A 20,634-nucleotide genomic window follows, 5' to 3' on the forward strand; every position below is an offset into this window, starting at 1 on the left:
CGGGTCCGTCCCGTGGGACGACAGGCGTCCTCGGCGCGGACCGGTGCCGCTCGTGGCGCTACCTTCATGCTCCCACCCCGGCAAGTCGCCCGCCTCCCCGTGGGTGACCTGCAACCCCGGCAGCCCGGCGGTCCGACGTCGGCCCGGCGGGCCGGGAGCGATGGCACCGCTCACGGGCCGTCAGGGCCGTCACTCGGGCTGGCCACCGGGTTCTGCAGCGGACGCCGCCGGGGGTGCGGAGGTCAGCGCACGAGGGGCAGGAAGACCGTGTCGACGATCTCTTCGAGGACGTGGTCGGGCGCGGGGGCGAAGGTCGTGAGGATCTCGTGGCGCAGCAGGTCGAAGGGGAGGGCCTTGATGCGTGTGCTGAGGTGTTCTGCTTCCACTTCGCCGCGGGCGACGGCGCGGTCGAAGAGGACGTCGGCGGTCTTCTCGCGGGCTGCGGTGAAGAGGTCGCCGGGGCTGGTGCCGGTCGCCTGGTAGTAGCCGGCCAGGTGCACGTTCATGACGGTGACGAGCTGGACGCGGGTGGCGTTGATCGTCCGCATGAGGGTGAGGACGTCCTCGCGCAGGCTGCCGGTGTCGGGGATGTCGACCCGGGACTGTTCGAGGACGTGGGCGATGGCCGCCCGGACGAGTTGGTCGCGGCCCGACCAGCGGCGGTAGAGCACGGGCGGGCTGGTGCCCGCGCGCCGGACGACGGCGTCCATGGTGAATCCGGCGTAGCCGCTGTCCGCGAGTTCGTCCCAGGCCGCGTCGAGGAGTGCCTTCTCCAGTGCCGCGCCGCGGCGTCGCTCAGCCATCCGGGACCCCTTTGGAAAGAGTTGCCTTTCTTATCTCGGCATCCTAGCCTGAGGGCCACAAGATAGAACTCTCTATCTTAACGACCGTGTCCGTGAGGAGAACCGGATGTCCGTACGAGAGCGAACCCCCGTGTCGACGGCGATGGACCACGACGTGCTCGTGGTGGGTGCCGGGCCGGTCGGCCTGATGCTCGCCACGGAGCTGCGGCTGGCGGGGGCCCGGGTCGTGGTCGTCGAGCGGCGGACGGAGATCGACACCGCGCCCAAGGCGGGCGCGTTCAACACGGCCACCGCCGAGGCCTTCGAACGGCGCGGCCTGCTCGCCGCGATACGGGCCGCGGCGGGGAGGCGGCCGCTGCAGGCCGAGGGGGAACGACCGCCCTTCGTCGGGCACTTCGGCGGGATCCAGGTCCCGTCCGGCCCCGTCGACGAGCAGGCTCCCGGCCTGCGTGGACGCGGCCCGGACTGGTACGTGCAGGTCCCGCAGGCCGAGGTGGAGCAGGTCCTCGGTGAGCGCGCCGCGCAGCTGGGGGTCGAGGTCCGGCGCGGGGTCGAGGTCCGCGGCTTCGACGAGGACGAGGCCGGTGTCACCGTCCACCTGCCCGACGGCGAGGACGTCCGGGTGCCGTGGCTCGTCGGCTGCGACGGAGGCCGCAGTTCGGTCCGCCGCCGCGCGGGCTTCGACTTCCCGGGCACGGACCCGCAGATCACGATCCGACACGCGGTGGGCACCATCCAGGGGGCGGAGCACCTGGGGCGGGGCTGGCAGCACACTCCCACCGGCGTCTACGTCCACGGGCCGGGCCCGGGCCAGGTGCGCACAGTCGAGCCGGACGGTCCGCCGGCGGACCGTGAAACGCCGGTCACCGCGGCCGAGATGGAGGCCAGCCTGCGGCGCGTCAGCGGCGCCGACGTCCGCATCACCGCGCTCACCTTCGGCGCCCGCTCCACGGACCACGCGCGGCAGGCGACGACCTACCGGCGAGGTCGTGTGCTGCTCTGCGGCGACGCCGCCCACGTGCACTCACCGTTCAGCGGCCAGGGCCTGAACCTGGGCATCGGCGACGCCGTCAACCTCGGCTGGAAGCTCGCCGCCACCGTGCAGGGGTGGGCGCCCGAGGGCCTGCTCGACACCTACACCGGCGAACGGCACCCGATCGGCGCCCGGGTCCTCGACTGGACCCGCGCCCAGGTGGCCGTGATGCGCGGCGACGCCCACAGCCGCGCCCTCAGGGACGTGACCGCCGACCTCCTCGGCACGCGGGACGGCGCGACCCACTACGTGCAGCGGATCTCCGGTCTGTCGCAGCGCTACGACCTGGGCAACGACCATCCGCTGGTCGGCACGGCGGTGCCCGACCTCCGGCTGGACGACGGCACACGGCTCTCCGACCGCACCCGTACGGGCCGGGCGCTGCTCGTCGACCTCGCCGGGGACGACCGGCCGGCCGCCCTGACCGCTCTCGCCGAGCGGTACGCCGGGCGTCTGGAACTGGTCAGGGGCCGGGCGGAGAGTGTCGAGGCGGACGGCCTGCTGGTCCGTCCGGACGGCTTCGTGGCGTGGGCGTCGGCCGCCGGTGACCGCGTGGGCCCGGGCCCGGAAGCCGCCCTGACACGGTGGCTGGGGAAGGGCACGGGTCCTTCGGACGGGTGAGCGGTCCCGCGGCCCCGACCCGCCCGACCTCAGGGACCACCCCGACCACCGCGCCCCGGCCCCGCGTGGGCACGCCGCACCGCTGCCGCCGGGCCGATGCCGGGCAGCGGCGTGAGAATGGGCCGTAGCTGCCGTGTCCGACCAGTTCGGGAGGCGTCCATGAAGGACCTGGAGTTCAAGCAGAAGCGCACCTTGACCCGCGCCGAGGCCGCCGATCAGCTCGACGCGCTGGCGGCGGCGCTCAGGCGCGGCGGCCAGGCCGAGCTGGACCTCGGGCCCGGGAAGCTGTCCCTGCGGATCCCGGACGAGCTGCACACCGAGATCGAGGTCGAGCTGGAGGACGGCGAGATCGAGCTGGAGATCGAGCTGACCTGGCGGGCGGGCCAGCCGGACAGCGCCGGCGACTGACGACCGACGACCGCGCCCGCCGGCCGTTGTCGGCGGGCGGGCGGACAGCCCCGCAGGCAGCCGGGCGTCACCCCAGGGCGGCCGCCTTGCGCAGCAGCACCGACCGCTCGCTCGCGTTGCGGCACAGCCGGGCGGCGAGTTCCAGCTCGGCCCGGGCCTCGACGGTGCGGCCGAGGCGGGTGAGCAGTTCGCCGCGGACGGTCGGCAGCAGGTGCGACCCCGACAGGCGGCCGGAGGCGGCGAGCTCGTCGACCGTGGACAGCGCCTCCAGCGGCCCGCCCGCCATCGCGACCGCCACGGCCCGGTTGAGCTCGACGACGGGCGACGGGGCGACCCGGCCGAGCGCCTCGTACAGGAGCACGATGCGTTCCCAGTCGGTGTCCGCCACCGAGGGCGCCGTCGCGTGGCAGGCGGCGATCGCGGCCTGCAGCCCGTACGGGCCGAGGCCCCGCCCGAGGGCCGAGGCCCGGCCGAGCGCGGCGAGGCCGCGGCGGATCGCGGAGCGGTCCCACCTGCGACGGTCCTGGTCCTCCAGGAGCACCGGCTCGCCGTCGGGCCCGGTGCGGGCCGGGAAGCGCGCGGCGGTGAGCTCGAACAGGGCGAGCTGGCCGTGCACCTCCGGTTCGGCGGGCAGCAGGGCGGTCAGCGTCCGGGAGAGCCGTACGGCCTCGTAGGCGAGGTCGGGGCGCAGCAGGTCGTCGCCGCTGGTCGCCGTCGAGCCCTCCGTGAAGATCACGTACAGCACGCTCAGGACGGCGCCGAGCCGCTCGCGCCGGTCCTCGGGCGGCGGCAGCTCGAACGGCACGTGGGCGGCGGCGATCGTCTTCTTGGCCCGGGTGATCCGGGCCTGGACGGTCGCCGTGGGCACCAGGAAGGCGCGGGCGATCTCCTCACTGGACAGGCCGCCCACCACGCGCAGGGTGAGTGCCACCCGGGCCTCGGGGGAGAGCACGGGGTGGCAGGCGGTGAACACGAGCGCGAGGACGTCGTCGTCGACCCGGTCCGGGTCCCACGGCAGGTCGTCCGCCCGCTCGGGCGCGGCGGCCGCGCCCGAGCTGAGCTCGCCGTCGGAGAGCGGGCCGGCGAGCGCGGCGTACCGTTCGTCGAGCGCCGACCTGCGGCGGAAGGCGTCGATGGCCCGCCGCCGGGCGGTCGCGAGCAGCCAGCCCACCGGGCTGCTCGGTTCCCCGTCGCGCGACCAGGCGACGAGCGCCTCCGCCAGGGCCTCCTGTGCGACGTCCTCGGCGAGCGCGAAGTCCCCGGTGTAGCGGGCCAGCGCGCCGATGATCCGGGCGGACTCGATCCGCCAGACCGCCTCGACGGCCCGCCGCGCCGCGTCGGCGACGGGCGGGCCGTCGGCGGCCGCGGGCGTCACAGCTGGCCGGTCCGCTCGCGCCACGCCCGCTCCTTGATGATCCACTCGTTGTCCTGCGGGAACTCGTCGATGCCCGGCACCCGGCGGATCTCGCACTTGGAGCCGGGGATCGCCGGCATCCGCTTGGCCCACTCCACCGCCTCCTCCTTGGAGGCGACGTCGAGCAGGTAGAAGCCGCCGAACAGCTCCTTCGTCTCACCGTACGGCCCGTCGGTGACGACCGGGGTCTCGCCGTCGTAGTCGACCACCACGCCCTGGGAGGGGTCGTCCAGGCCCTCGGCGGCGACGAGCACCCCGGCCCGGATCAGCTCGTCGTTGAAGCGGCCCACCGTTTCGAGCATCTGCTCGAAGGGTGTGTCCATCATCTTCGCGACGGACTCGTCCGTGCCGCGCATGATCAGCATGTACTTCGCCATGATCGGTCTCCTCGTTCGGGGGTCGTCTCTCGACCCTCTCAGTCCCAGGTCGAACGGCGCGGCAGCGAAATCGACACGGCGGACGGATTCGGGCCGGATTTTTTTCCGATCCCCTCCAGGGGGCGGGGCCGGTCAGGCCAGGACCCGGTCAGGGCCGGGCGGGTGCCGTCTCCTGGATGCGCCCCTGCAGCTGCTTGGACAGCTCCGCGACGCAGGCCGCGAGCTGCCCGGTCGTCAACTGCGCCGGGTCGCCGCCGCACCCGCCCGCCGGTACGGCCGGCGGCTGCCCGGACGGCTGCGGCGCGGTCGGCTGCGGGGCGGTCGGCTGTCCGGACGGCTCCGGCGTGCCGGGCGCCGGGGCCGGCACACCGCCGCCCGGCGGGGAGATGCTGCCGTTCAGCGACACCAGGTTGGGCGTCACCGTGGCGTCCCCCGACAGGTCGATGTAGTCCTGGGTCTGCCCGTTGAAGTCCACGAAACCGCGCCACATGTCCCGGCCGAACGGGACGATCTCCTGCAGCGCGCCGCCCTGCCCGGCGCTGATGGTGATCGAGGTCTGCTGCGCCATGTACGACACCATCCGGCTCGCCAGCACGTCCAGGTTCACCGACGGCGCGTCGTCGCCGCGCACGTAGACGTGCAGCTCGTTGAGGCCGCCGCCGACCCGGTCGGCCTGCACGACCGCGAACGCCACCACCAGCTGCGAGGAGCTCTCCCGGGGCACCAGCGGCGTCACGTAGTACAGGTGGCCGTCCGCCTTGGAGCGCAGCAGGAACTCGCCCGGGTTGACGGCGTTGGTCGCCGCCGAGGTGTGGTCGTAGCCGAAGCCGCGGTCGTCCTTGGCGCCGCGGCCGCCGAGCCACTGCACCTCGTGGATCTGGTCCCGGACCACCGAGGCCGGGTACACCGCGCCGGGCAGATCGCCCGGCGCCACCTCGGCCCGGTACGTCATGCTCGGGCGGCCGTCCGACGAGCCGCGCAGGACCAGCACCCCGGCCGGCTCCAGGACCGTCCGCTGCCGCCAGCCGATCTGCCGCGCCACCGAGATCACCACCACCGGCTCGGCCGTGCGGGGGTCGGCGCCGTCGCAGTAGCCCCAGATGTCCTGGTCGCTGTAGACCAGGTCAGGGAACCGCTCGGCGAGCAGGTTGCGCAGGCTGACGGCCCCCGTGCCGGCGAAGGCCCGGCCGAAGGCGTGGTCGCCGCGGAACGCGCAGGTGGCGACGGAGTTCGAGCGGCCGTCCCACACCGCGACGCCCTCCATCGGCTGCTCGCCGGAGCCGTCCAGGACGGCCGTCCACACGCCGCCGCCCTGCGGGGCGTCGGGCAGGTAGTGCAGGCTGTGCCCCATCAGGTGGACCCCGGAGGTCAGGCCGGCGCTGTCGGTGAGCGCCTTGGTCGCCGCGGCGTAGGAGGCGGTGCGCGCCTCGAAGTCGAAGTCCGGCATCGGCGCGGTCTTCACGCAGGCCGGCACGTCCGCGGTGCCCACCAGGTCGCAGCGGCCGCCGTCGCCGGCGCGGGTGTGCTCGGTGACCGGCAGCACCGACCGCGGGGTGCCCGCGCCGCCGGCCGGGACGTCGAGCACGGTCGCCGCCGCGTAGTAGCGGCCCGCGTCCTTGTCGTCGTCCCACAGCCCGGTGCCCACCCGTACCAGCGAGCCGACCACCGCCAGCAGCACCGCAGCCACGGCCAGGCGCACCCGCCACCCGCGGAAGCCGGCCCCGGACTGCTCCGCGACGTACCCGACCACGCCGACCGTGCCGCACAGCCCCACCGCGACCCACACCCAGAACAGCAGCGTCGCGTCCGGCACGCCGCCGTGCGGGAAGAACTCCTGCCGGAGCAGCAGCACATAGCTCTGGTCCTGCTGCCCGAACCCGCCGAACGCGACGTGCTTGACCAGCCACACCAGCACCGCGACCAGCGGCATCCACAGCCACCAGGCGGCCAGCGCCCACAGCCCGCGCCGCAGCGCCCCCCGGCGGACGTCACGCCCCGTCACACGCTCCCCCTGTCCGCGCCCCGCCGCCGCTCCCCCGGCCCGACGATCCTCCGACCCGACGATCCTCCGATGCTACGCGCCGGGCCGCCTCCACCGCCGGGGAACAAGGGCACCCGCGCAAAGGTGCCCGGTATCCGTATGGCCGTCAAAGTGCCCACTGCCTACCGGCGTTGCATCGCCCGGTCCTCCGCCGCGCGCCGCTGCCGGTTGGCCCGGTCCTTCGCGGCGTCCTTGCGCGTCTGCGCCGCACCGGGGGGCTCGACGACGAAGTTGCAGTTGCCGCAGACGTAGCCCCCCTCCGGGCCGTAGGTGATCTCCGCCCCGCACTGCGCGCAGTGCATCCCGGACACGCTCACCTCCCGCGTGGTGACCTCCCGCAGTGCGGCGTTCGCCGGCGGCGGGACCACGTACCAGCACGATCCGCAGACGTAACCGCCCTGCGGGCCGTGGCTGACGGGCTGCCGGCACTTGCCGCAACGGGGAGTGTTCATACCTACCTCACGATGGACGGGACGACGGGGACGGCTCGCGCGGACGACGGCACCGCACGGCCGATGACGGCGCCGCACTGCCCGCAGGCAAGCTGTCTACCCTGATCCTGCATCAGCGACCCACAGTTCGGACACTGCATGGCGATTCCCTCCGGTCTCCTCGGTGGTGCAGCCATCGTGGCGCGGGTACCCCGGAGATCGGAAGCCCCGTACCCCGAGGACCGGTCGGCTTCCCCTGACGCCCGCTCAACCCGCGCTGCTCCTCCGCCCGGCGACCGGCACGGGGCGGGCGCTCGGCGTCGCGTTCGGCGCTACGCTCGGCCGATGGTGACGGTGCTGGTCAACGGTCTGCCCGGAGCGGGCAAGACGACGCTCGCGCGCGCTCTGGCGGCCGAGCTGCGGCTTCCGCTCTTCAGCAAGGACGCGGTCAAGGAGACCCTGGCGGACACGCTCGGCGTTCTGCGCCCGGCGGGGTTCACGGACCGGGAGTGGAGTCGGGCGCTCGGTGCGGCCGCCGGCGAGACGCTGTGGACCCTGCTGGCCGACGCTGGTGGCTGGGCTGTCCTGGAGAGTCCGTGGTTGGCTCACACCCGGCCGGTCGTGGCGGCGGGGCTCCGGCGCGCGGGTGTCGCGACGGTCCGCGAAGTGTGGTGCGACGTGCCGCCGGACGTGGCGCGCCGTCGCTTCGCCGCGCGCACGGCCGAGCGGCACGGCATCCATCCCGAGCGCCCGGGCGGGTTCGGCGGGGACTGGGACCTGTGGTCCCGGGGCGCCGAACCGCTCGGGCTGGGGGTCGTCCACCGCGTGGACACCACCCGTCCGGTCGATGTCCCCGCGCTCGCGGCCGTCCTCTCGGCCGCGCGTTGAGCTGCCGCCGGCAGGTGCGTGACGAGGGCGCGGTGACCGCCGGCGCTCAGTGCCGTCGCCCGCTCGGGCGACGGCGGGCGGCGGGCAACGGGTGGTCCGCCGAGGGCTGTGACCCCTCCGGGCGCAGGGCCAGGCCCACCCCGACGGCGGCCGTGGCCAGGCCCAGCGCGGCCAGCGGCCGGGACCACTCACCCACCGTGGCGGGGGCGAACGCGGGTGGCAGCACCAGCAACGAGGCCGTGAGGGCGGCGGCCGCGGAGGCGGGGCGGATGCTCGGGTGCCGGGGGCCGAACGCGTCGAGCAGCAGCAGGTGGGCGGCGAGCAGGACGGTCACGGCGAGCGCCCGGCCCCACGACGGTTCGCCGAGCGCGGCGAGCAGGACGGAGGCGGCGGCGAGGAGGGTGGGGCGGGTCGCGGACAGGCGCGCGAGCCAGGCCGGCGGGGCGCCCGACGCGTCCGGGCCGACCGGTGCGGGGACGGCGGCCCACAGGGCGCCGACGGCGACCGGCAGCAGGCTGACCGGCCCCAGCCGGTCGGTGAGGGTGCCGTCTCCGGTGCCTGCGGCGGCGAGCGCGAGGGCGGTGCCGGTGGCGCGCAGGGCGGCGCGTTCCAGGCGCGGGGCCCAGCCGGTGCGGTGGGCCGGTGCCGCAGCGCCCGTACGGGGGCGGCGGGCCGGTTCGGCTAGCGTGCGCGGCGGGGACCCCGGCTGCGTGGCGCGGGTCGTCCGGGTCGTCCGGGGCGCGTGGGGCGCGCGGGGCGCGTCGGTCGGGCGGGTCGGTCCGGTCATCGGGCGGCTCCCACGATCCGGCGGCGCAGCAGGGGCCCGAGGGCCAGGTCCAGGCTCTCGCCGGGTGTGTGGCGGACCACCGGGATGCCCCGGCCGCGCAGGGTGGCGCGCATCGCCTCGCGTTCCGCGCGCCACAGGCGCAGCGCGAGGGCGTCGGTCTCGTCGTCGGGGCGGGCCGCCGGCTCCCCGACCGGGATCTCCACCACGACGAGCGGGTTGCCCCGTTCGCGGACCCGGCCGAGGACATCGAGGATGCGCTGGTCGGCGAGCGGGGTGAAGGCGTAGACGAGGGCGTGGCCGGGCAGGGCCGCGAGCGGCAGGGTCGGCAGGGGGCCGCGCGGGGGGCGGTCCTGACGGACCTCCAGCACGCTCTCCACGATGCGGTAGAACTGCCGGTCCCCGGTGGAGGCGGTGAGCAGGCGCAGGCGTCCGCCGACCGCGACGAGGCCGATCCGGTCGTGGCGGCGCAGGTAGGCGCGGGTCAGGCCGGTGGCGGCGCGCAGGGTCTCGTCCAGGCTGCGCAGCCCGGTGGTGGCGTCGATGTAGTCGGCGAGCGTGTCGAGCAGGACGACCGCGTCGGCTGCGCGTTCGGCGGCGAACTGGTTGATCTGGACGGCGTCGCGGCGGGTCGTGGACGGCCAGTGGATCCGGCGCTGCCGTTCCCCGGGCACGTGCGGGCGGACGCCGACGACCTCGATGCCGGTGCCCTCGTGCGCGGTGGTGTGCTCGCCGATCCGTTCGGGCAGGCGGACCGGGATCGGGGTGAGGCGGGCGGCGTCGGGGACGGGGAAGACGTCGACGGTGCCGAGGTCGGTGCGGACGGTGCGACGGGTCAGGCCGCGGGCGTCGGGGACATCGAGGTCGACGACGCCCAGGTGCCGGCGGCCCCAGCTGGCGGCGTGCAGGACGAGGTCAACGCCGGTCGGGGTGACGGTCAGCGCGTCCAGGGTGACGCCGGGGCCGAGCGTCACGACGGGCTCCGGCGGGCCGATCCGGCCGTCGTGCTGCACGGTGACGTGCACGGCGATGGCCTCGCCCTCGAAGCAGCGCTGGAGGCGGACGGTGCTCTCGGCGGCCAGCCGGGTGGGGCGGCTGCGGCCGGGAGCCGCCAGGGCGAGCAGGACGGCCGCGAACGCGGCCGGGGCCAGGAGCCAGGCGTGGCCGGTGACCAGGGCGGCGAGGGCCGCGACGGTGGCCACGGTGAGCAGGCGCAGGGTCTGCTCACCGGGCCGCCAGTACGGTGCCGGCGGGGCGTCGGGCAGGCCGGCGGCGGTGGCGCGGGCGCTGCGGGCGACGGCCAGCGCGCGGACGCGGCGGGCGAGCCGGTCCGTGCCGCCGGTGCCGCCGGTGCCGCCGGTGCCGTCGGTGGCCGTCGGCAGGCTTGCGGCCGGGGCCCGGCCGGGGCGGCCCGGGGTCCCGCTGCCGTCCGACGCGGCGTTCACCGTGTCCCCGCCTGGGGCAGCGTCTGCGGTGCGGGGACGGAGGCGACCAGCCGCGCCATCACGTCGTCCGCCTCGATCTGGCGCACCCACAGTTCCGGCTTGAGCGTGATGCGGTGCGCCAGGGCCGGGCCGGCGAGCGCCTTGACGTCCTCGGGGGTCAGGTAGTCCCGCCCTTCCACCATGGCGTGGGCGCGGGCCAGTTGGACCAGCGCCAGGCCGCCGCGGGGCGAGGCGCCCACCTGGATCTGCTGGTCGTTGCGGGTGGCTTCGACGAGGGCCATGACGTACGCGATCAGGTCGTCGTCGACCTCGACCAGCTCCACCGCCGCCCGCATGGCCAGCAGTTCCGCCGGGCCGGCCACGGTCTCCAGGACCGGCTCGGGGGCCGCCCGGTCGATCCTGGCGCGCAGCATCGCCGCCTCGGTGGCGGTGGGGAGGTAGCCCATGCGGACGCGCAGCAGGAAGCGGTCGAGCTGGGCCTCGGGCAGGGCGTAGGTGCCCTCGTACTCGATCGGGTTGGCGGTGGCGATGACCAGGAAGGGGTCGGGCAGCCGGCGGGTGGCGCCGTCGACGGAGACCTGCCCCTCGGCCATCGCCTCCAGCAGGGCGGCCTGGGTCTTGGGCGGGGTCCGGTTGATCTCGTCGGCCAGCAGCAGCTGGGTGAACAGCGGGCCGGGCCGGAACACCATCTCGCCGGTGTTGCGGTCGTAGAAGGGGGCGCCGGTGACGTCCGAGGGCAGCAGGTCGGGGGTGAACTGGATCCGGCGGAAGTCCAGGCCGAGGGTGGTGGCGAAGGAGCGGGCCAGCAGGGTCTTCCCGAGCCCGGGCAGGTCCTCGATCAGGACGTGCCCGCCGGCGAGGGCGCCGAGCATGACCAGGCGCAGCGCCTCGGGCTTGCCGACCACGGCCCGTTCGATCTCCGCGATCACCGCGCGGGCGCGCTCGCCGGCCTGTTGCGGGGTGAGCGGCGGAGGAGCCGGGACGGTTCCCTGCGGTGCGGGACCGGCGGGACTCACCGGACCGGCGGGACTGGCAGAACTGGCAGCGGCGGGGCCGGCGGGGCCGGCGGGACGGGCGGAAAGGTCGGGCATGACGCTCCTGCAGAGACGATTCGGTCGGTGGGAGGTGATGGAGGGGCGGCCGTCACAGCGAGTCGAGCCGGTCGACCAGCTCGCGCAGGACCGCCGTCGGGAAGGCTTCGGCCGGGGCCGGCGCCAACGGGTCGATCCACGGCCACAGCCGGGGCCCGAGGAGTTCGGCGGCCCGGGCGCGATCGGCCGACAGGTCCACGCCGTGCGCCTCCGCGAGCCGTACCGTGTAGAGCCGTTGGAGCCGGAAGCGCAGCGGCGTGGTGTCCCCCTGGGGGTCGAGGCCCTGGCGGACCGTCCAGCGCCAGTCGCCGAGGCCGGGCTCGTACGCCTCCATCTCCTGCGGCCGACGGCGCCGGAAGAAGGTCTCGGTCTCGGTCTCCGCCCCGGCGACCCGGCGGGCGACGAGCAGGCCGACGGCGGTCAGCAGGACCGCACCGGCCCCCGCCCCGGGCCAGCCGCCGACCAGGGCGAACAGGATCTCGGCGAGGACGGCGGGCAGGGCCAGCTCGATCAGGCTGTGCCGCACCGAGCCCGGCCGGGCCAGTTCGCGGTCCGTCCCGTCCACGGGCCCGTCGCGTCGGGGTGCTGAACTGCTCACCGCTGCTCCCCTGTTGTGTCAGCTCCCGTTGGGTGGGCGCCTGTTGCATGAGCCGCTGCCGGGTGTGCCTCTGCTGGGTGCGCGACGGCCGGTGTGCCCTCGTCCGCCGCGGCCCCGGCGTCCGCGGGCTGGGCGTCCGCGAGCCGGGCGGCGATGGCGTCCAGGGCCGTACGGGCCCGGTGCACCTGGCGGTCGTCCATCGGGTGGGTCGAATATCTGGCCTCGCGGAACAGCGCCGTCAACTCCCGTGCCCCGGCGGCGTCGACCCGCTCGTCGGACAACACGCGCACCAGCAGCTCCGTCGGGCTCTCCCAGGCCTGCCGGGGAAGTCCGGAGGCGGCCAGCGAACCCTCCATGGCCGCGTAGCAGGCGATCACCGCCGCCCGGGCGTCCGCTCCCTCCAGGGCCCTGCGGCCCGAGGCGACCGCCTCGACGAGTGCGCCCTCGGGGCTCGCGGGCGCAGCGGGCAGCACCTCGGGCAGCTCCCGGCTACGGCGCCTCGACCTGCGCAGCCGGACCACGGCGAACGCGCCGACGGTGAGGACGGCTGCCGCCGCCAGGGCGATCAGGGCCACGAGCAGCATCCCGAGCCCCTCGCCGGAGTCCGGCGAGACCGGCACCGGCGTGGCCGACGGAACGGTCTCGGGGGTGGAGTCGGGCGAGGGCAGCGAGAGGTCGGGCAGCGCGTCCCCTCCGGACCGGCTGTGCAGGACCAGCAGCAGGACCGGCACGGCGACGGCGGCCAGGGGCAGCAGGAGCATGGCCGTCTCCCGCAGGCGGTCGGCCCGGGGCGTCGGCCCGTCGAGGTGGCGGACCTCCTCGCGGAAGCGCACCGCGAACCTGCCCACCAGCACGGCCCAGCCGAGCCCGAGCAGCACCACGTAACCGAGGCCCGTCACCGGCCCGCTCGTCGCCGTGCCCAGTAACCCGCCCCCGGGCCGCAGGGTCGCGGCAGCCGTCAGCAGCCCGACGACGACCAGCAGTAACCCCGCCCGTCGGCCGTGCCGTCCGCGCGTACGCGCCGGCGATCCACCGCTCATGCGAACCCCCCGGTCCCCCGCGCGCACGAACGGCGCGCGAGGTGCAGCGTCGCACACCGGCCGTCACGGTGTCACCTGCCGTCGCAGGCAGCCCACACGTCCCCGGTGTCCCCCGCGCCCCGCGCCCCGCGCCCCGCCGGCACGTGCCCCGCCGGCACGTGCCCGACCGGGGCGGAAGACGGTCGGAAAATTTCTTCGAACCCACCTGCAACCCCCGCGGTGGCCGCACGTCTGTATCAGTGAGGGGAACGGAACGGGGCGACTCACAGGGGGGCCTCCGTCCGGGAACCGGCCTCCGTGACCCGCCGGGTCCACGAGGCCGCTCGACCGCTCACTCACGTACGCACAGGTACACGCACACCCACATCCCATCGCCTTCGGTACCGCCGAACCCTCTGTTCGGCATGCCCATGACAAGATTGTTCCAGGGGGAACCATGTCCAGCACCACCCGCGTCCGCCGTTCCCGCCGCGCCGTCACCGTCGCCGCCGCGCTCGGGGTCCTCGCACTGGGCGGCTCGCTCGCACTCCCGGCGCAGGCCGCCTTCGCCGACGGCGTGCACCAGGGGACGCTGACCGTCCAGACGCCCCAGGAGGTCGGCTTCGCCGGTCAGCCGGTCGCGTTCACCGAGACCGTGACCAACACCGGCACCGAGACCACCGCCTTCTCGCTCGTCCTGCAGACCACGACCGAGGCGGGCACCCCGGAGCACGCGATCACGATCGACTACAAGGACCCGGCGAACGGCAAGTGGACCTCGGTCCCGCTGGAGTTCTACCGCGGCGACGACGAGGCCACCTACCACGGCCTGATCAACGGCATCACGGTCGCGGCCGGCAAGACCGTGAAGCTGGACCTGCGCATCGGCGCCCCGATGGGCCTGCCGCACGACGGTGCGAGCAACGGCGGCTTCCGCTCCATCACCCTGAGCTCCCGCCTGACCGTTCCGGGCACCTGGGAGAACCTGGGCGAGCTGGTCAGGACGATCTCGGTCGAGCCCGTCGTCAGCTCCCTGGCCCACGTGCCCGCCACGGCGGTCGCCGGCGGCGCGCCGATCGAGTTCGACGCGGTGCTGTCCAACCCCACCCCGTCCGCCTACATCAACCTCGGCAACGTGCTCTTCACCGACAGCCACGCCACCGTCCAGGTCCGCAAGGCGGACGGCACGTGGACCACGCTGAAGAAGTACGCCACTGACACCGACGACACGGCCGGCGTCTACCTGCAGGGCCGCAACTCCTCCATCGGCGCCGGGAAGACCACGGTGAGCCGGGTGCGCGTGTCCTACGACGGAACCACCCCGCTGGGTTCGACCCGCATCAACCCGTGCATCTTCGTCAACGAAGGGAGCGCCCCGTTCTGGGGGACCACCAACTGCAGCCAGGGCAGCACCGTCAACGTCGTCGCCCCGGCCGCGACCCCGGCCCCCACCACGCCGCCCACCAGCACCCCCACCACCGCCCCGGGCAAGACCCCCGGCAAGACCGGCGGCACGTCGGGCACCGGCACCGAGCAGGGCACCGGCACCGGCACCAAGCAGGACACCGACGTGAAGCAGGCCACGGACACCAAGCCCGCGACCGACACGGCGCCCGCACCCGTCGCCCCCGTCGTGGCTGCCGCGCCCGCTGTGGGTGCAGCGCCCGCCGTGGGTGCCGCCCCTGCGGCCCCCGCCGCCCCTGCCGTGGGCGAACTCGCCGCCACCGGCGCCGAGTCCAGCACCGTCCCGGCCGTGGCCGCCGCGGCGCTCGCCACCCTCGGGGCCGGCGCGCTCGTCCTCGTCGGCCGCCTGCGCCGCCGGTCCTGAACCACCCCGCGACCCGCGCCCTCCCCGGCCACCCACCGGGGAGGGCGCGGGTCCGTCCGTCCCGGTGGCCGTCCCCGCCGCCACCCTCCACCGCGTAGGCTTACGAACGGACCGTCAGCCCGTCCAGGGTGAGGTCCAGCAGGCGTTCGGCGCGTGCCCGCAGGTCGGGCCCGGCCGAGGTGAGGGCGATGCCTTCGAGGGCGGCCGCGAGGTCGGCGGGGCCGATGTCGGTGCGGATCGCGCCGACGGCCGTGCAGGCGTCCATCAGAGCGGCGAGGGCCTGTCGGATCATGTCCCGGCTGTGGCCGTGCGAGATGCTCCCGGCTGCGGCGAGGGCGCGCAGTGCGTCGGCCATTCCGGCCTTGGCGGCGACGTAGTCGAGGAAGAGCCGGGTCCAGGCGCGCAGCGCCTCGTACGGCGGCTCGGCTGCGAGCAGGCCGGGGACGGCGTCGCACAACTGGGCCAGCTCGTTGCGGTAGACCGCCTCGATCAGGGCCTCGCGGGTGGGGAAGTTGCGGTAGAGGGTCGCGCTGCCGACGCCCGCCGCCTTCGCGATGTGTTCCATGCGGGCGTCGAGCCCGTCCTCGGTGTAGACGCGCACGGCGGCGGCGAGGATCTTGTCCCGGTTGCGCTGCGCGTCGGCGCGCAGCGGGCGGTGCGAGCTGCCGTCGGTCACGTGTCGTCGTCCCTTCCTGTCTGCCGGTCGATCCTTCCCGTCCTGTCCGCCGATTGCCAAACGGAGGGTTCCCCACTTAACGTGGGATCAAGTGGAGAACTCCCCACTTTCATCGCGGGCCACCCTCGGGCCACCCTCGGGCCACCCTCGGGCACCCTCAGGCCAGCCCGCCCAACTCCGGAAAGGCTGCTCATGCCGGGAATCGAAGGCAAGGTCGTGGCGATCACTGGCGCCAGTAGCGGCATCGGGGCGGCGACCGCCCTCCACCTCGCCGGGAGGGGCGCCCGGCTCGTCCTCGGGGCACGACGCGAGGACCGACTGGACGCGGTGGTCGCGCAGATCACCGCGCAGGGCGGCAGCGCCGTCGGCGCCGTCGTCGACGTGACCCGCCGCGAGGACCTGCGGCGCCTGACGGACACGGCGCTCGACCGGTTCGGCCGGCTCGACGTCCTGGTCTCCAACGCCGGCACCATGGCGGTGTCCCCGTTCGACGAGCTGCGCCAGGACGACTGGGACGCCATGGTCGCCACCCACATCACCGGCTTGCTCAACGGGATCGCGGCCGCCCTGCCCGTTTTCCGGGCGCAGCACTCCGGCCAGTTCGTCAACATCGGCTCCACCGCGGCCTACACCGTGAAGTCCCCCCAGGGCGTCTACGCGGCGACCAAGACCGCGGTGAAGGTGCTCACCGAGGGCCTGCGCCAGGAGTCCGGGCCCGACCTGCGCGTCACCCTCGTCTCCCCCGGCTTCACCGACACCGAGGGCGTCGGCAAGGGCGCCGCTCCCGACGTCACCGCCGCCCTCCTCCGCCGGCGCGACGAGATCGCCATCCCGCCGTCCGCCATCGCCGCCGCCATCGCCTACGCCATCGACCAGCCCGAGGGCGTCGACGTCAGCGAGATCGTCGTCCGCCCCACGGCACAGGACTGACACCGGGGGCGGCGCTCCTTCCCCGCCTCCTCCCCCGCCTCCTTCCCCGCCCGGGACGGGACGCGCGGAAGGTCCCGGCCGTCGTGCGGACGGGACCTTCGGCGGGGGCGGGGTGCTGCCCGACGGGGGGCGGGGCGCCGCCCGGCGGGCGGGTCAGCCGGTGGTGCGGGGTGCGAAGACGCCGAACGTGGCGCCCTGCGGGTCGCGGACCACGGCGATCCGGGGGCCGTTCTCCATCTCCACGTCGACGGGCCCGTGCAGGACCTCGGCCCCCAGGCGCGTCGCGGTCGCCGCGGCGGAGTCCACGTCCGCGACCTGGAAGTACGGGGCCCAGTGGGACGGGACCTCCGCCGGGATGGAGGCGTCCATCGCCATCACGCCGCCGAACATCTCACCGGCCAGGCCGACCATCGGGTAGACGTCGTCCGGCCAGACCTGCCAGCCGAGGGTGGTCTTGTAGAACTCGACCGCGGCGTTCCTGTCCCGGGTCGACAGGTCGACCCAGCCGAAGGCGTTCGGCTCGTTCACCACGCCGAACCCGGCGAACTTCCGGGCCTGCCAGACGGCGAACGGCGCGCCGGTCGGGTCGCTGAGCAGCGCCCAGCGGCCGAGGTCGCCGATCTCCATCGGCCCCATCCACACCTGGGCGCCCGCGCCCTTGGCGGTCCCGCAGGTGCCGTCGACGTCGTCGGTCGCGAAGGACACCAGCCACATCACCGGCTGCTGCGGGTTCATCAGCGGCGCCACGGCCGCGGCGGGCGCGCCGCCGTGGGAGAAGGTGGTGTAGCCGCCGTACTGCGGGTCGGGGTCGGTCTCGGCGCTCCAGCCGAACAGTTCGCCGTAGAACGTCTGAGCGGCGGGGAGGTCGCGGGCGCTCAGCTGCGCCCAGCACGGGGAACCGGGGACGATCTTGGTCACCTTCAACGCACGAGCCTCTCGGTATCGGGTTCGGGGCAGGAGGACCATATCCGACAGTTCGTCAGATATCCGGCACGACCGGCGGTTCGGGGGACGGCCCGGTGCGGCCGGGCCCCGTTTCCCGTCCGGGGGCCGAGGGCAGAGCGCTTCCAGGGGCCGGTGCCGGAGCGCTGGGGTTCTGTCACGTCCCGTCGCGCACCGCGGCAGAGGTGCCGCGCAGCAGGAGAAGGGACTCCGGGGTGGCACATCGTGAGGCAGGGCCGCCGGTCACCCCGATCGGCGTCACCGGCACCACCGACACGGCAGCGGCCGGGGCGGGCGCCGCATGAGCGCCGCCGACCGCGGCGACCGCACCGAGGGCGGCGCCGACGGCGACTCCCAGCCGCTCTACGTCCAGAACGTCATCGCCGTCAGCGGCTTCGCCTACGGCACGATCGGCGCCGACATCCACGTGCACGGCGCCGACGGGCTCCCGCTGTACCTGCTCGCCGCCTGGCAGCGCACGATGGACACCGACCCGGGGTGGCTGCGCGAACTCCCGAGCCGGATGCTCAACGCCCGCCGCGCCGTGGTGCCCTTCACCGGCCGCCACGACGAGCTCGCCCGGCTGCGGGAGTGGCGCGACGGCGACGGCGCGCGGTTGGGGGTGCGCTGGCTGTACGGTCCGGGCGGCCAGGGCAAGAGCCGCCTGGCGGCCCGGTTCGCCGACGAGTCCGCCGAGGCAGGCTGGAAGGTCGTCGTCGCCTTCCACGGCCCCGACGCCGACCCGATCCCGCCCGGCAGCCAGGATCTGCGCCCCGCCGGGGCGACCGGGGTGCTGTTGATCGTCGACTACGCGGACCGGTGGCTCACCACCAACCTGACCTGGCTGCTGAAGAACGCCCTGCTGCACCAGAGCGGCGTGCCCACCCGGGTGCTGATGCTGGGGCGCACCATGGACGAACTGCCCCAGCTGCGCGGCATCCTGGACACCTACCAGGCCGGTGTGTCCGTCCAGCCCCTCCCGGCCCTGCCCGCGGACGGCGCGGACCGCGGCGCGATGTTCACCGCCGCCCGGGACGCCTTCGCGGCCGTCTACCGCCTGCCCGACGCAGCCGCGGTCCGGCCGCCCCTGGCGCTGCACGGCACCGAGTTCGGCCTGACCCTGGCCGTCCACATGGCCGCCCTGGTCGCCGTCGACGCCCGTGCGACCGGATCCGCCCCGCCGGCGGACCGGTCCGGCCTGACCATGTACCTCCTGGACCGCGAGCGGCTGCACTGGGCGCGGCTGTACGGCGACGGCGCCAACGCCGGGCAGGACGGGAACGGCTTCCGCACGCCGCCCGAGGTCATGAACCGGGCCGTGTACGCCGCCGTCCTCACCGGCACCCTCTCCCGCGCGGCCGGTACGGCGGTCCTCGACCGGCTCCGGTTGCCGGACCCTCCGGACGTCCTGAACGACCACACGTCCTGCTACCCGCCGGCCGCAGCCGACGCCTCGACCGGACCCGCAGCACCCACTGCGACAGCAGCACCGACCACACCGATCCCCGACCAGGTCCTGGAGCCCCTCTACCCCGACCGCCTCGCCGAGGACTTCCTCGCCCTGACCGTGCCGGGCCACCGCCTCGCCTACCCGCCGCAGCCGTGGGCGGTGCCCGACACCTCGTCGCTGCTCACCCGGCACGGGCCCGAGCGCGCCCCCGCGCCCTGGACGCCCCGCGCGGTCACCTTCCTGCTGTCGGCCGCCCAGCACTGGGAGCATCTCGGCCCGCAGCACCTCTACCCGCTGCTGCTGGCGGACCCCCGGCTGGCGGTCGACGCCGGGAGCGCCGCGCTGACCGTCCTCGCCGGGCTGCCCGACGTCGTCCCCGTCCTCGAAGCCGTCGAGCCGCACCTGCCGCCCGACCGGCACACCGACCTCGACCCCGGCATCGCGGCCGTGATCGGCCGCCTGACCGAGCACCTGCTGCGCCGCACCCGGGACCCGAACGACCGGGCGCTCCTCCACACCCGTCTGGCCACGCGCCAGTCGCACGCCGGTCTCCACCGCCAGGCGCTGGAGAACAGCGTGCAGGCGGTCGCGTGCCTGCGCGGCCCGGCCGAGGAGGATCCCGCGCAGTACCTACCCGACCTGTCCAATGCGTTGGCCAACCTCGGCGTGTGCCGGTCGGTGCTGGGGCAGGCCGCCGAGGCGCTGGAGGCCACCGAGGAGGCCGTCCTCCTGGCCCGCCGTCATGCGGCCGAGCACCCCGCGGCCCGCCGTCCCGGTGCTCCGCAGGCCGACCTGTCCCGCCCGCTGAGCAACCTGGTCCACCACCGGCTGGCGACGGGACGCCTCGACGAGGCCCTGGAGGCGGCCCGGCAGGCGGTGGACCTGTGCCGCGACCTGTCCGACGCGGACCCCGACGGGTACCGGCCCGCCTACGCCCGTGCGCTGGTCAACGCCGGGATCGCGCTGTTCGAGTCGGGGCACCGGGCCGACGCCGTCGAGGCCGGCCGGACCGCACTCGCGGTCTACCGGGGCCTCGCCGCCGACAGCCCGGACCGCTTCGACCCCGAGTTCGCGACGTCGCTGGTCACCGTGGCCAACCACCTGTGGGGCATGGGGCGCGGCGCGGAGGCGCTCGGGGTCGCCGCCACCGCCGTGGGCATCCGGCGCCGGCTGGCCAGGGCGAACCCCGACGCCTTCCGGCCCGCGCTCGCCCGCGCACTGACCGCACTCGGCGTCTACCAGCGGGCGGCCGGGCGCGACGACGAGGCGCTGACGACCGCCGAGGAGGCCGTCCGTCAGTGGCGCGAACTGGTCGCGGCCAACCCGGCGTTGCACGAGGAGTTCCTCGCCGCCGCGCTGTCCAACCTCGGCAACCGGCTCGCCGCCGCCGCCCGGCCGGAGGAGGCCCTGACCGCCACCGAGGAGGCCCTGACCGCCACCGAGGAGGCCGTGCTGATCCTCGACCGCCGGGCCGCGACCGGCCGCGCCGTCGACCGGGACAGTTTCGCCATCGCGTTGAACAACCTGGGCAACCGGCTGGCCGCGGTGAACCGGCCGGAGGCCGCCCTCGACACCTCGCGTAAGGCCGTGGAGATCTACCTCGTCCTGGTCGGTGAGCACCCGGCGGCGTACGAGCCGGCCCTGGCCCGGGCGCTCGCGAACCTGGGCATCCGGTGGGCGCAGCTCGGCTTCCTCCGCAAGGGGCTGGACGCGACCGAGGAGGCGGTGCGCATCCAGCAGGCCCTGGCGGCCGCGAACCCCGAGGCGTTCACGACCGACCTGAGGCGCTTCACCTACAACCGTGACGCGCTCCGCGCAGAGCTCGCCGAGCGCTCGCCCCGGCCGCGGTGACCCA

General features: G+C 75.2%; 18 protein-coding genes. 6 read left to right on the forward strand and 12 right to left on the reverse strand.

The features are described from left to right. Positions 1-242: 242 nt before the first annotated feature. A complete protein-coding gene (locus ACIRST_RS10030; RefSeq protein ID WP_350520661.1) occupies positions 243-803 on the reverse strand; it encodes a TetR/AcrR family transcriptional regulator in 561 nt (186 codons plus the stop codon). A gap of 106 nt (positions 804-909) precedes the next feature. On the opposite strand from ACIRST_RS10030, the gene ACIRST_RS10035 reads away from it, so the two are divergent. Together ACIRST_RS10035 and ACIRST_RS10040 are read left to right on the forward strand one after the other, a co-directional pair. Next, positions 910-2,457, forward strand: coding sequence for an FAD-dependent monooxygenase (locus ACIRST_RS10035; protein ID WP_402801383.1), 1,548 nt, complete (start codon positions 910-912; stop codon positions 2,455-2,457). Positions 2,458-2,616: 159 nt separating this feature from the next. Continuing rightward, a complete protein-coding gene (locus ACIRST_RS10040) occupies positions 2,617-2,865 on the forward strand; it encodes an amphi-Trp domain-containing protein (protein WP_350520663.1) in 249 nt (82 codons plus the stop codon). Positions 2,866-2,932: 67 nt separating this feature from the next. On the opposite strand, the gene ACIRST_RS10045 is transcribed toward ACIRST_RS10040, so the two are convergent. The 4 genes from ACIRST_RS10045 to ACIRST_RS10060 all read right to left on the reverse strand — a co-directional run bounded on the left by ACIRST_RS10045 (position 2,933) and on the right by ACIRST_RS10060 (position 7,149). Further along, positions 2,933-4,264, reverse strand: coding sequence for a sigma-70 family RNA polymerase sigma factor (locus tag ACIRST_RS10045; protein WP_350520664.1), 1,332 nt, complete (start codon positions 4,262-4,264; stop codon positions 2,933-2,935). Further along, complete coding sequence (locus ACIRST_RS10050; protein ID WP_396550004.1) at positions 4,237-4,656, reverse strand: YciI family protein; 420 nt, start codon at positions 4,654-4,656, stop codon at positions 4,237-4,239. Before ACIRST_RS10050 ends, ACIRST_RS10045 begins: the two co-directional genes overlap by 28 nt. 148 nt (positions 4,657-4,804) lie before the next feature. After that, the gene (locus ACIRST_RS10055) at positions 4,805-6,658 is read right to left on the reverse strand and encodes a hypothetical protein (RefSeq protein WP_402801387.1); all 1,854 of its coding nucleotides are present in this window, start codon (positions 6,656-6,658) and stop codon (positions 4,805-4,807) included. 161 nt (positions 6,659-6,819) lie between these two features. Beyond that, the gene (locus ACIRST_RS10060; RefSeq protein WP_350520667.1) at positions 6,820-7,149 is read right to left on the reverse strand and encodes a hypothetical protein; all 330 of its coding nucleotides are present in this window, start codon (positions 7,147-7,149) and stop codon (positions 6,820-6,822) included. A 324-nt stretch (positions 7,150-7,473) separates the two neighbouring features. Here ACIRST_RS10060 and ACIRST_RS10065 point away from each other — a divergent pair, with 324 nt between their 5' ends. Then, positions 7,474-8,016, forward strand: coding sequence for an AAA family ATPase (locus ACIRST_RS10065; RefSeq protein WP_402801390.1), 543 nt, complete (start codon positions 7,474-7,476; stop codon positions 8,014-8,016). Positions 8,017-8,062: 46 nt separating this feature from the next. Here the strand turns inward: ACIRST_RS10065 and ACIRST_RS10070 are convergent, their stop codons facing one another. From ACIRST_RS10070 to ACIRST_RS10090, 5 genes are all read right to left on the reverse strand, one after another. Beyond that, positions 8,063-8,803, reverse strand: coding sequence for a hypothetical protein (locus ACIRST_RS10070; protein ID WP_402801393.1), 741 nt, complete (start codon positions 8,801-8,803; stop codon positions 8,063-8,065). Next, positions 8,800-10,245: a DUF58 domain-containing protein gene (locus tag ACIRST_RS10075; protein ID WP_402801395.1), complete on the reverse strand. Its 1,446-nt coding sequence runs from the start codon at positions 10,243-10,245 to the stop codon at positions 8,800-8,802. The genes ACIRST_RS10070 and ACIRST_RS10075 overlap by 4 nt, the downstream gene beginning before the upstream one ends. Next, positions 10,242-11,261, reverse strand: a complete 1,020-nt coding sequence (locus ACIRST_RS10080) for an AAA family ATPase (RefSeq protein WP_402801397.1) — start codon at positions 11,259-11,261, stop codon at positions 10,242-10,244. Before ACIRST_RS10080 ends, ACIRST_RS10075 begins: the two co-directional genes overlap by 4 nt. A gap of 127 nt (positions 11,262-11,388) precedes the next feature. Beyond that, entirely contained in the window at positions 11,389-11,934 is a 546-nt protein-coding gene (locus ACIRST_RS10085; RefSeq protein WP_402801399.1) for a hypothetical protein, read from the reverse strand. Continuing rightward, complete coding sequence (locus tag ACIRST_RS10090; protein WP_402801401.1) at positions 11,931-12,974, reverse strand: DUF4129 domain-containing protein; 1,044 nt, start codon at positions 12,972-12,974, stop codon at positions 11,931-11,933. Before ACIRST_RS10090 ends, ACIRST_RS10085 begins: the two co-directional genes overlap by 4 nt. A 436-nt stretch (positions 12,975-13,410) precedes the next feature. Here ACIRST_RS10090 and ACIRST_RS10095 point away from each other — a divergent pair, with 436 nt between their 5' ends. Next, positions 13,411-14,781 carry a hypothetical protein gene (locus ACIRST_RS10095; protein WP_402801404.1) on the forward strand — a complete coding sequence of 457 codons (1,371 nt, stop codon included), beginning with the start codon at positions 13,411-13,413 and terminating at the stop codon, positions 14,779-14,781. Positions 14,782-14,881: 100 nt separating this feature from the next. Here ACIRST_RS10095 and ACIRST_RS10100 read toward each other — a convergent pair whose 3' ends face one another. Further along, entirely contained in the window at positions 14,882-15,457 is a 576-nt protein-coding gene (locus ACIRST_RS10100; protein ID WP_350520675.1) for a helix-turn-helix domain-containing protein, read from the reverse strand. 192 nt (positions 15,458-15,649) lie between these two features. Here ACIRST_RS10100 and ACIRST_RS10105 point away from each other — a divergent pair, with 192 nt between their 5' ends. After that, the gene (locus tag ACIRST_RS10105) at positions 15,650-16,387 is read left to right on the forward strand and encodes an SDR family oxidoreductase (protein ID WP_402801407.1); all 738 of its coding nucleotides are present in this window, start codon (positions 15,650-15,652) and stop codon (positions 16,385-16,387) included. Positions 16,388-16,540: 153 nt separating this feature from the next. Here the strand turns inward: ACIRST_RS10105 and ACIRST_RS10110 are convergent, their stop codons facing one another. Then, positions 16,541-17,305 carry a VOC family protein gene (locus ACIRST_RS10110; protein ID WP_350520833.1) on the reverse strand — a complete coding sequence of 255 codons (765 nt, stop codon included), beginning with the start codon at positions 17,303-17,305 and terminating at the stop codon, positions 16,541-16,543. Between the two features lie 325 nt (positions 17,306-17,630). On the opposite strand from ACIRST_RS10110, the gene ACIRST_RS10115 reads away from it, so the two are divergent. Then, positions 17,631-20,630 carry a tetratricopeptide repeat protein gene (locus ACIRST_RS10115; protein ID WP_402801409.1) on the forward strand — a complete coding sequence of 1,000 codons (3,000 nt, stop codon included), beginning with the start codon at positions 17,631-17,633 and terminating at the stop codon, positions 20,628-20,630. The last annotated feature ends 4 nt before the right edge of the window (positions 20,631-20,634 follow it).

It is taken from the genome of Kitasatospora sp. NPDC101447 (assembly GCF_044767225.1).
Classification (GTDB): domain Bacteria; phylum Actinomycetota; class Actinomycetes; order Streptomycetales; family Streptomycetaceae; genus Kitasatospora.

What these genes read in the sequence shown, in the direction of transcription:
- ACIRST_RS10030 (WP_350520661.1), bottom strand. Translation starts at nt 803, where the DNA reads ATGGCTGAGCGACGCCGCGGCGCGGCACTGGAGAAGGCACTCCTCGAC.
- ACIRST_RS10035 (WP_402801383.1), top strand. Translation starts at nt 910, where the DNA reads ATGTCCGTACGAGAGCGAACCCCCGTGTCGACGGCGATGGACCACGAC.
- ACIRST_RS10040 (WP_350520663.1), top strand. Translation starts at nt 2,617, where the DNA reads ATGAAGGACCTGGAGTTCAAGCAGAAGCGCACCTTGACCCGCGCCGAG.
- ACIRST_RS10050 (WP_396550004.1), bottom strand. Translation starts at nt 4,656, where the DNA reads ATGGCGAAGTACATGCTGATCATGCGCGGCACGGACGAGTCCGTCGCG.
- ACIRST_RS10060 (WP_350520667.1), bottom strand. Translation starts at nt 7,149, where the DNA reads ATGAACACTCCCCGTTGCGGCAAGTGCCGGCAGCCCGTCAGCCACGGC.
- ACIRST_RS10065 (WP_402801390.1), top strand. Translation starts at nt 7,474, where the DNA reads ATGGTGACGGTGCTGGTCAACGGTCTGCCCGGAGCGGGCAAGACGACG.
- ACIRST_RS10070 (WP_402801393.1), bottom strand. Translation starts at nt 8,803, where the DNA reads ATGACCGGACCGACCCGCCCGACCGACGCGCCCCGCGCGCCCCACGCG.
- ACIRST_RS10090 (WP_402801401.1), bottom strand. Translation starts at nt 12,974, where the DNA reads ATGAGCGGTGGATCGCCGGCGCGTACGCGCGGACGGCACGGCCGACGG.
- ACIRST_RS10095 (WP_402801404.1), top strand. Translation starts at nt 13,411, where the DNA reads ATGTCCAGCACCACCCGCGTCCGCCGTTCCCGCCGCGCCGTCACCGTC.
- ACIRST_RS10105 (WP_402801407.1), top strand. Translation starts at nt 15,650, where the DNA reads ATGCCGGGAATCGAAGGCAAGGTCGTGGCGATCACTGGCGCCAGTAGC.
- ACIRST_RS10115 (WP_402801409.1), top strand. Translation starts at nt 17,631, where the DNA reads ATGAGCGCCGCCGACCGCGGCGACCGCACCGAGGGCGGCGCCGACGGC.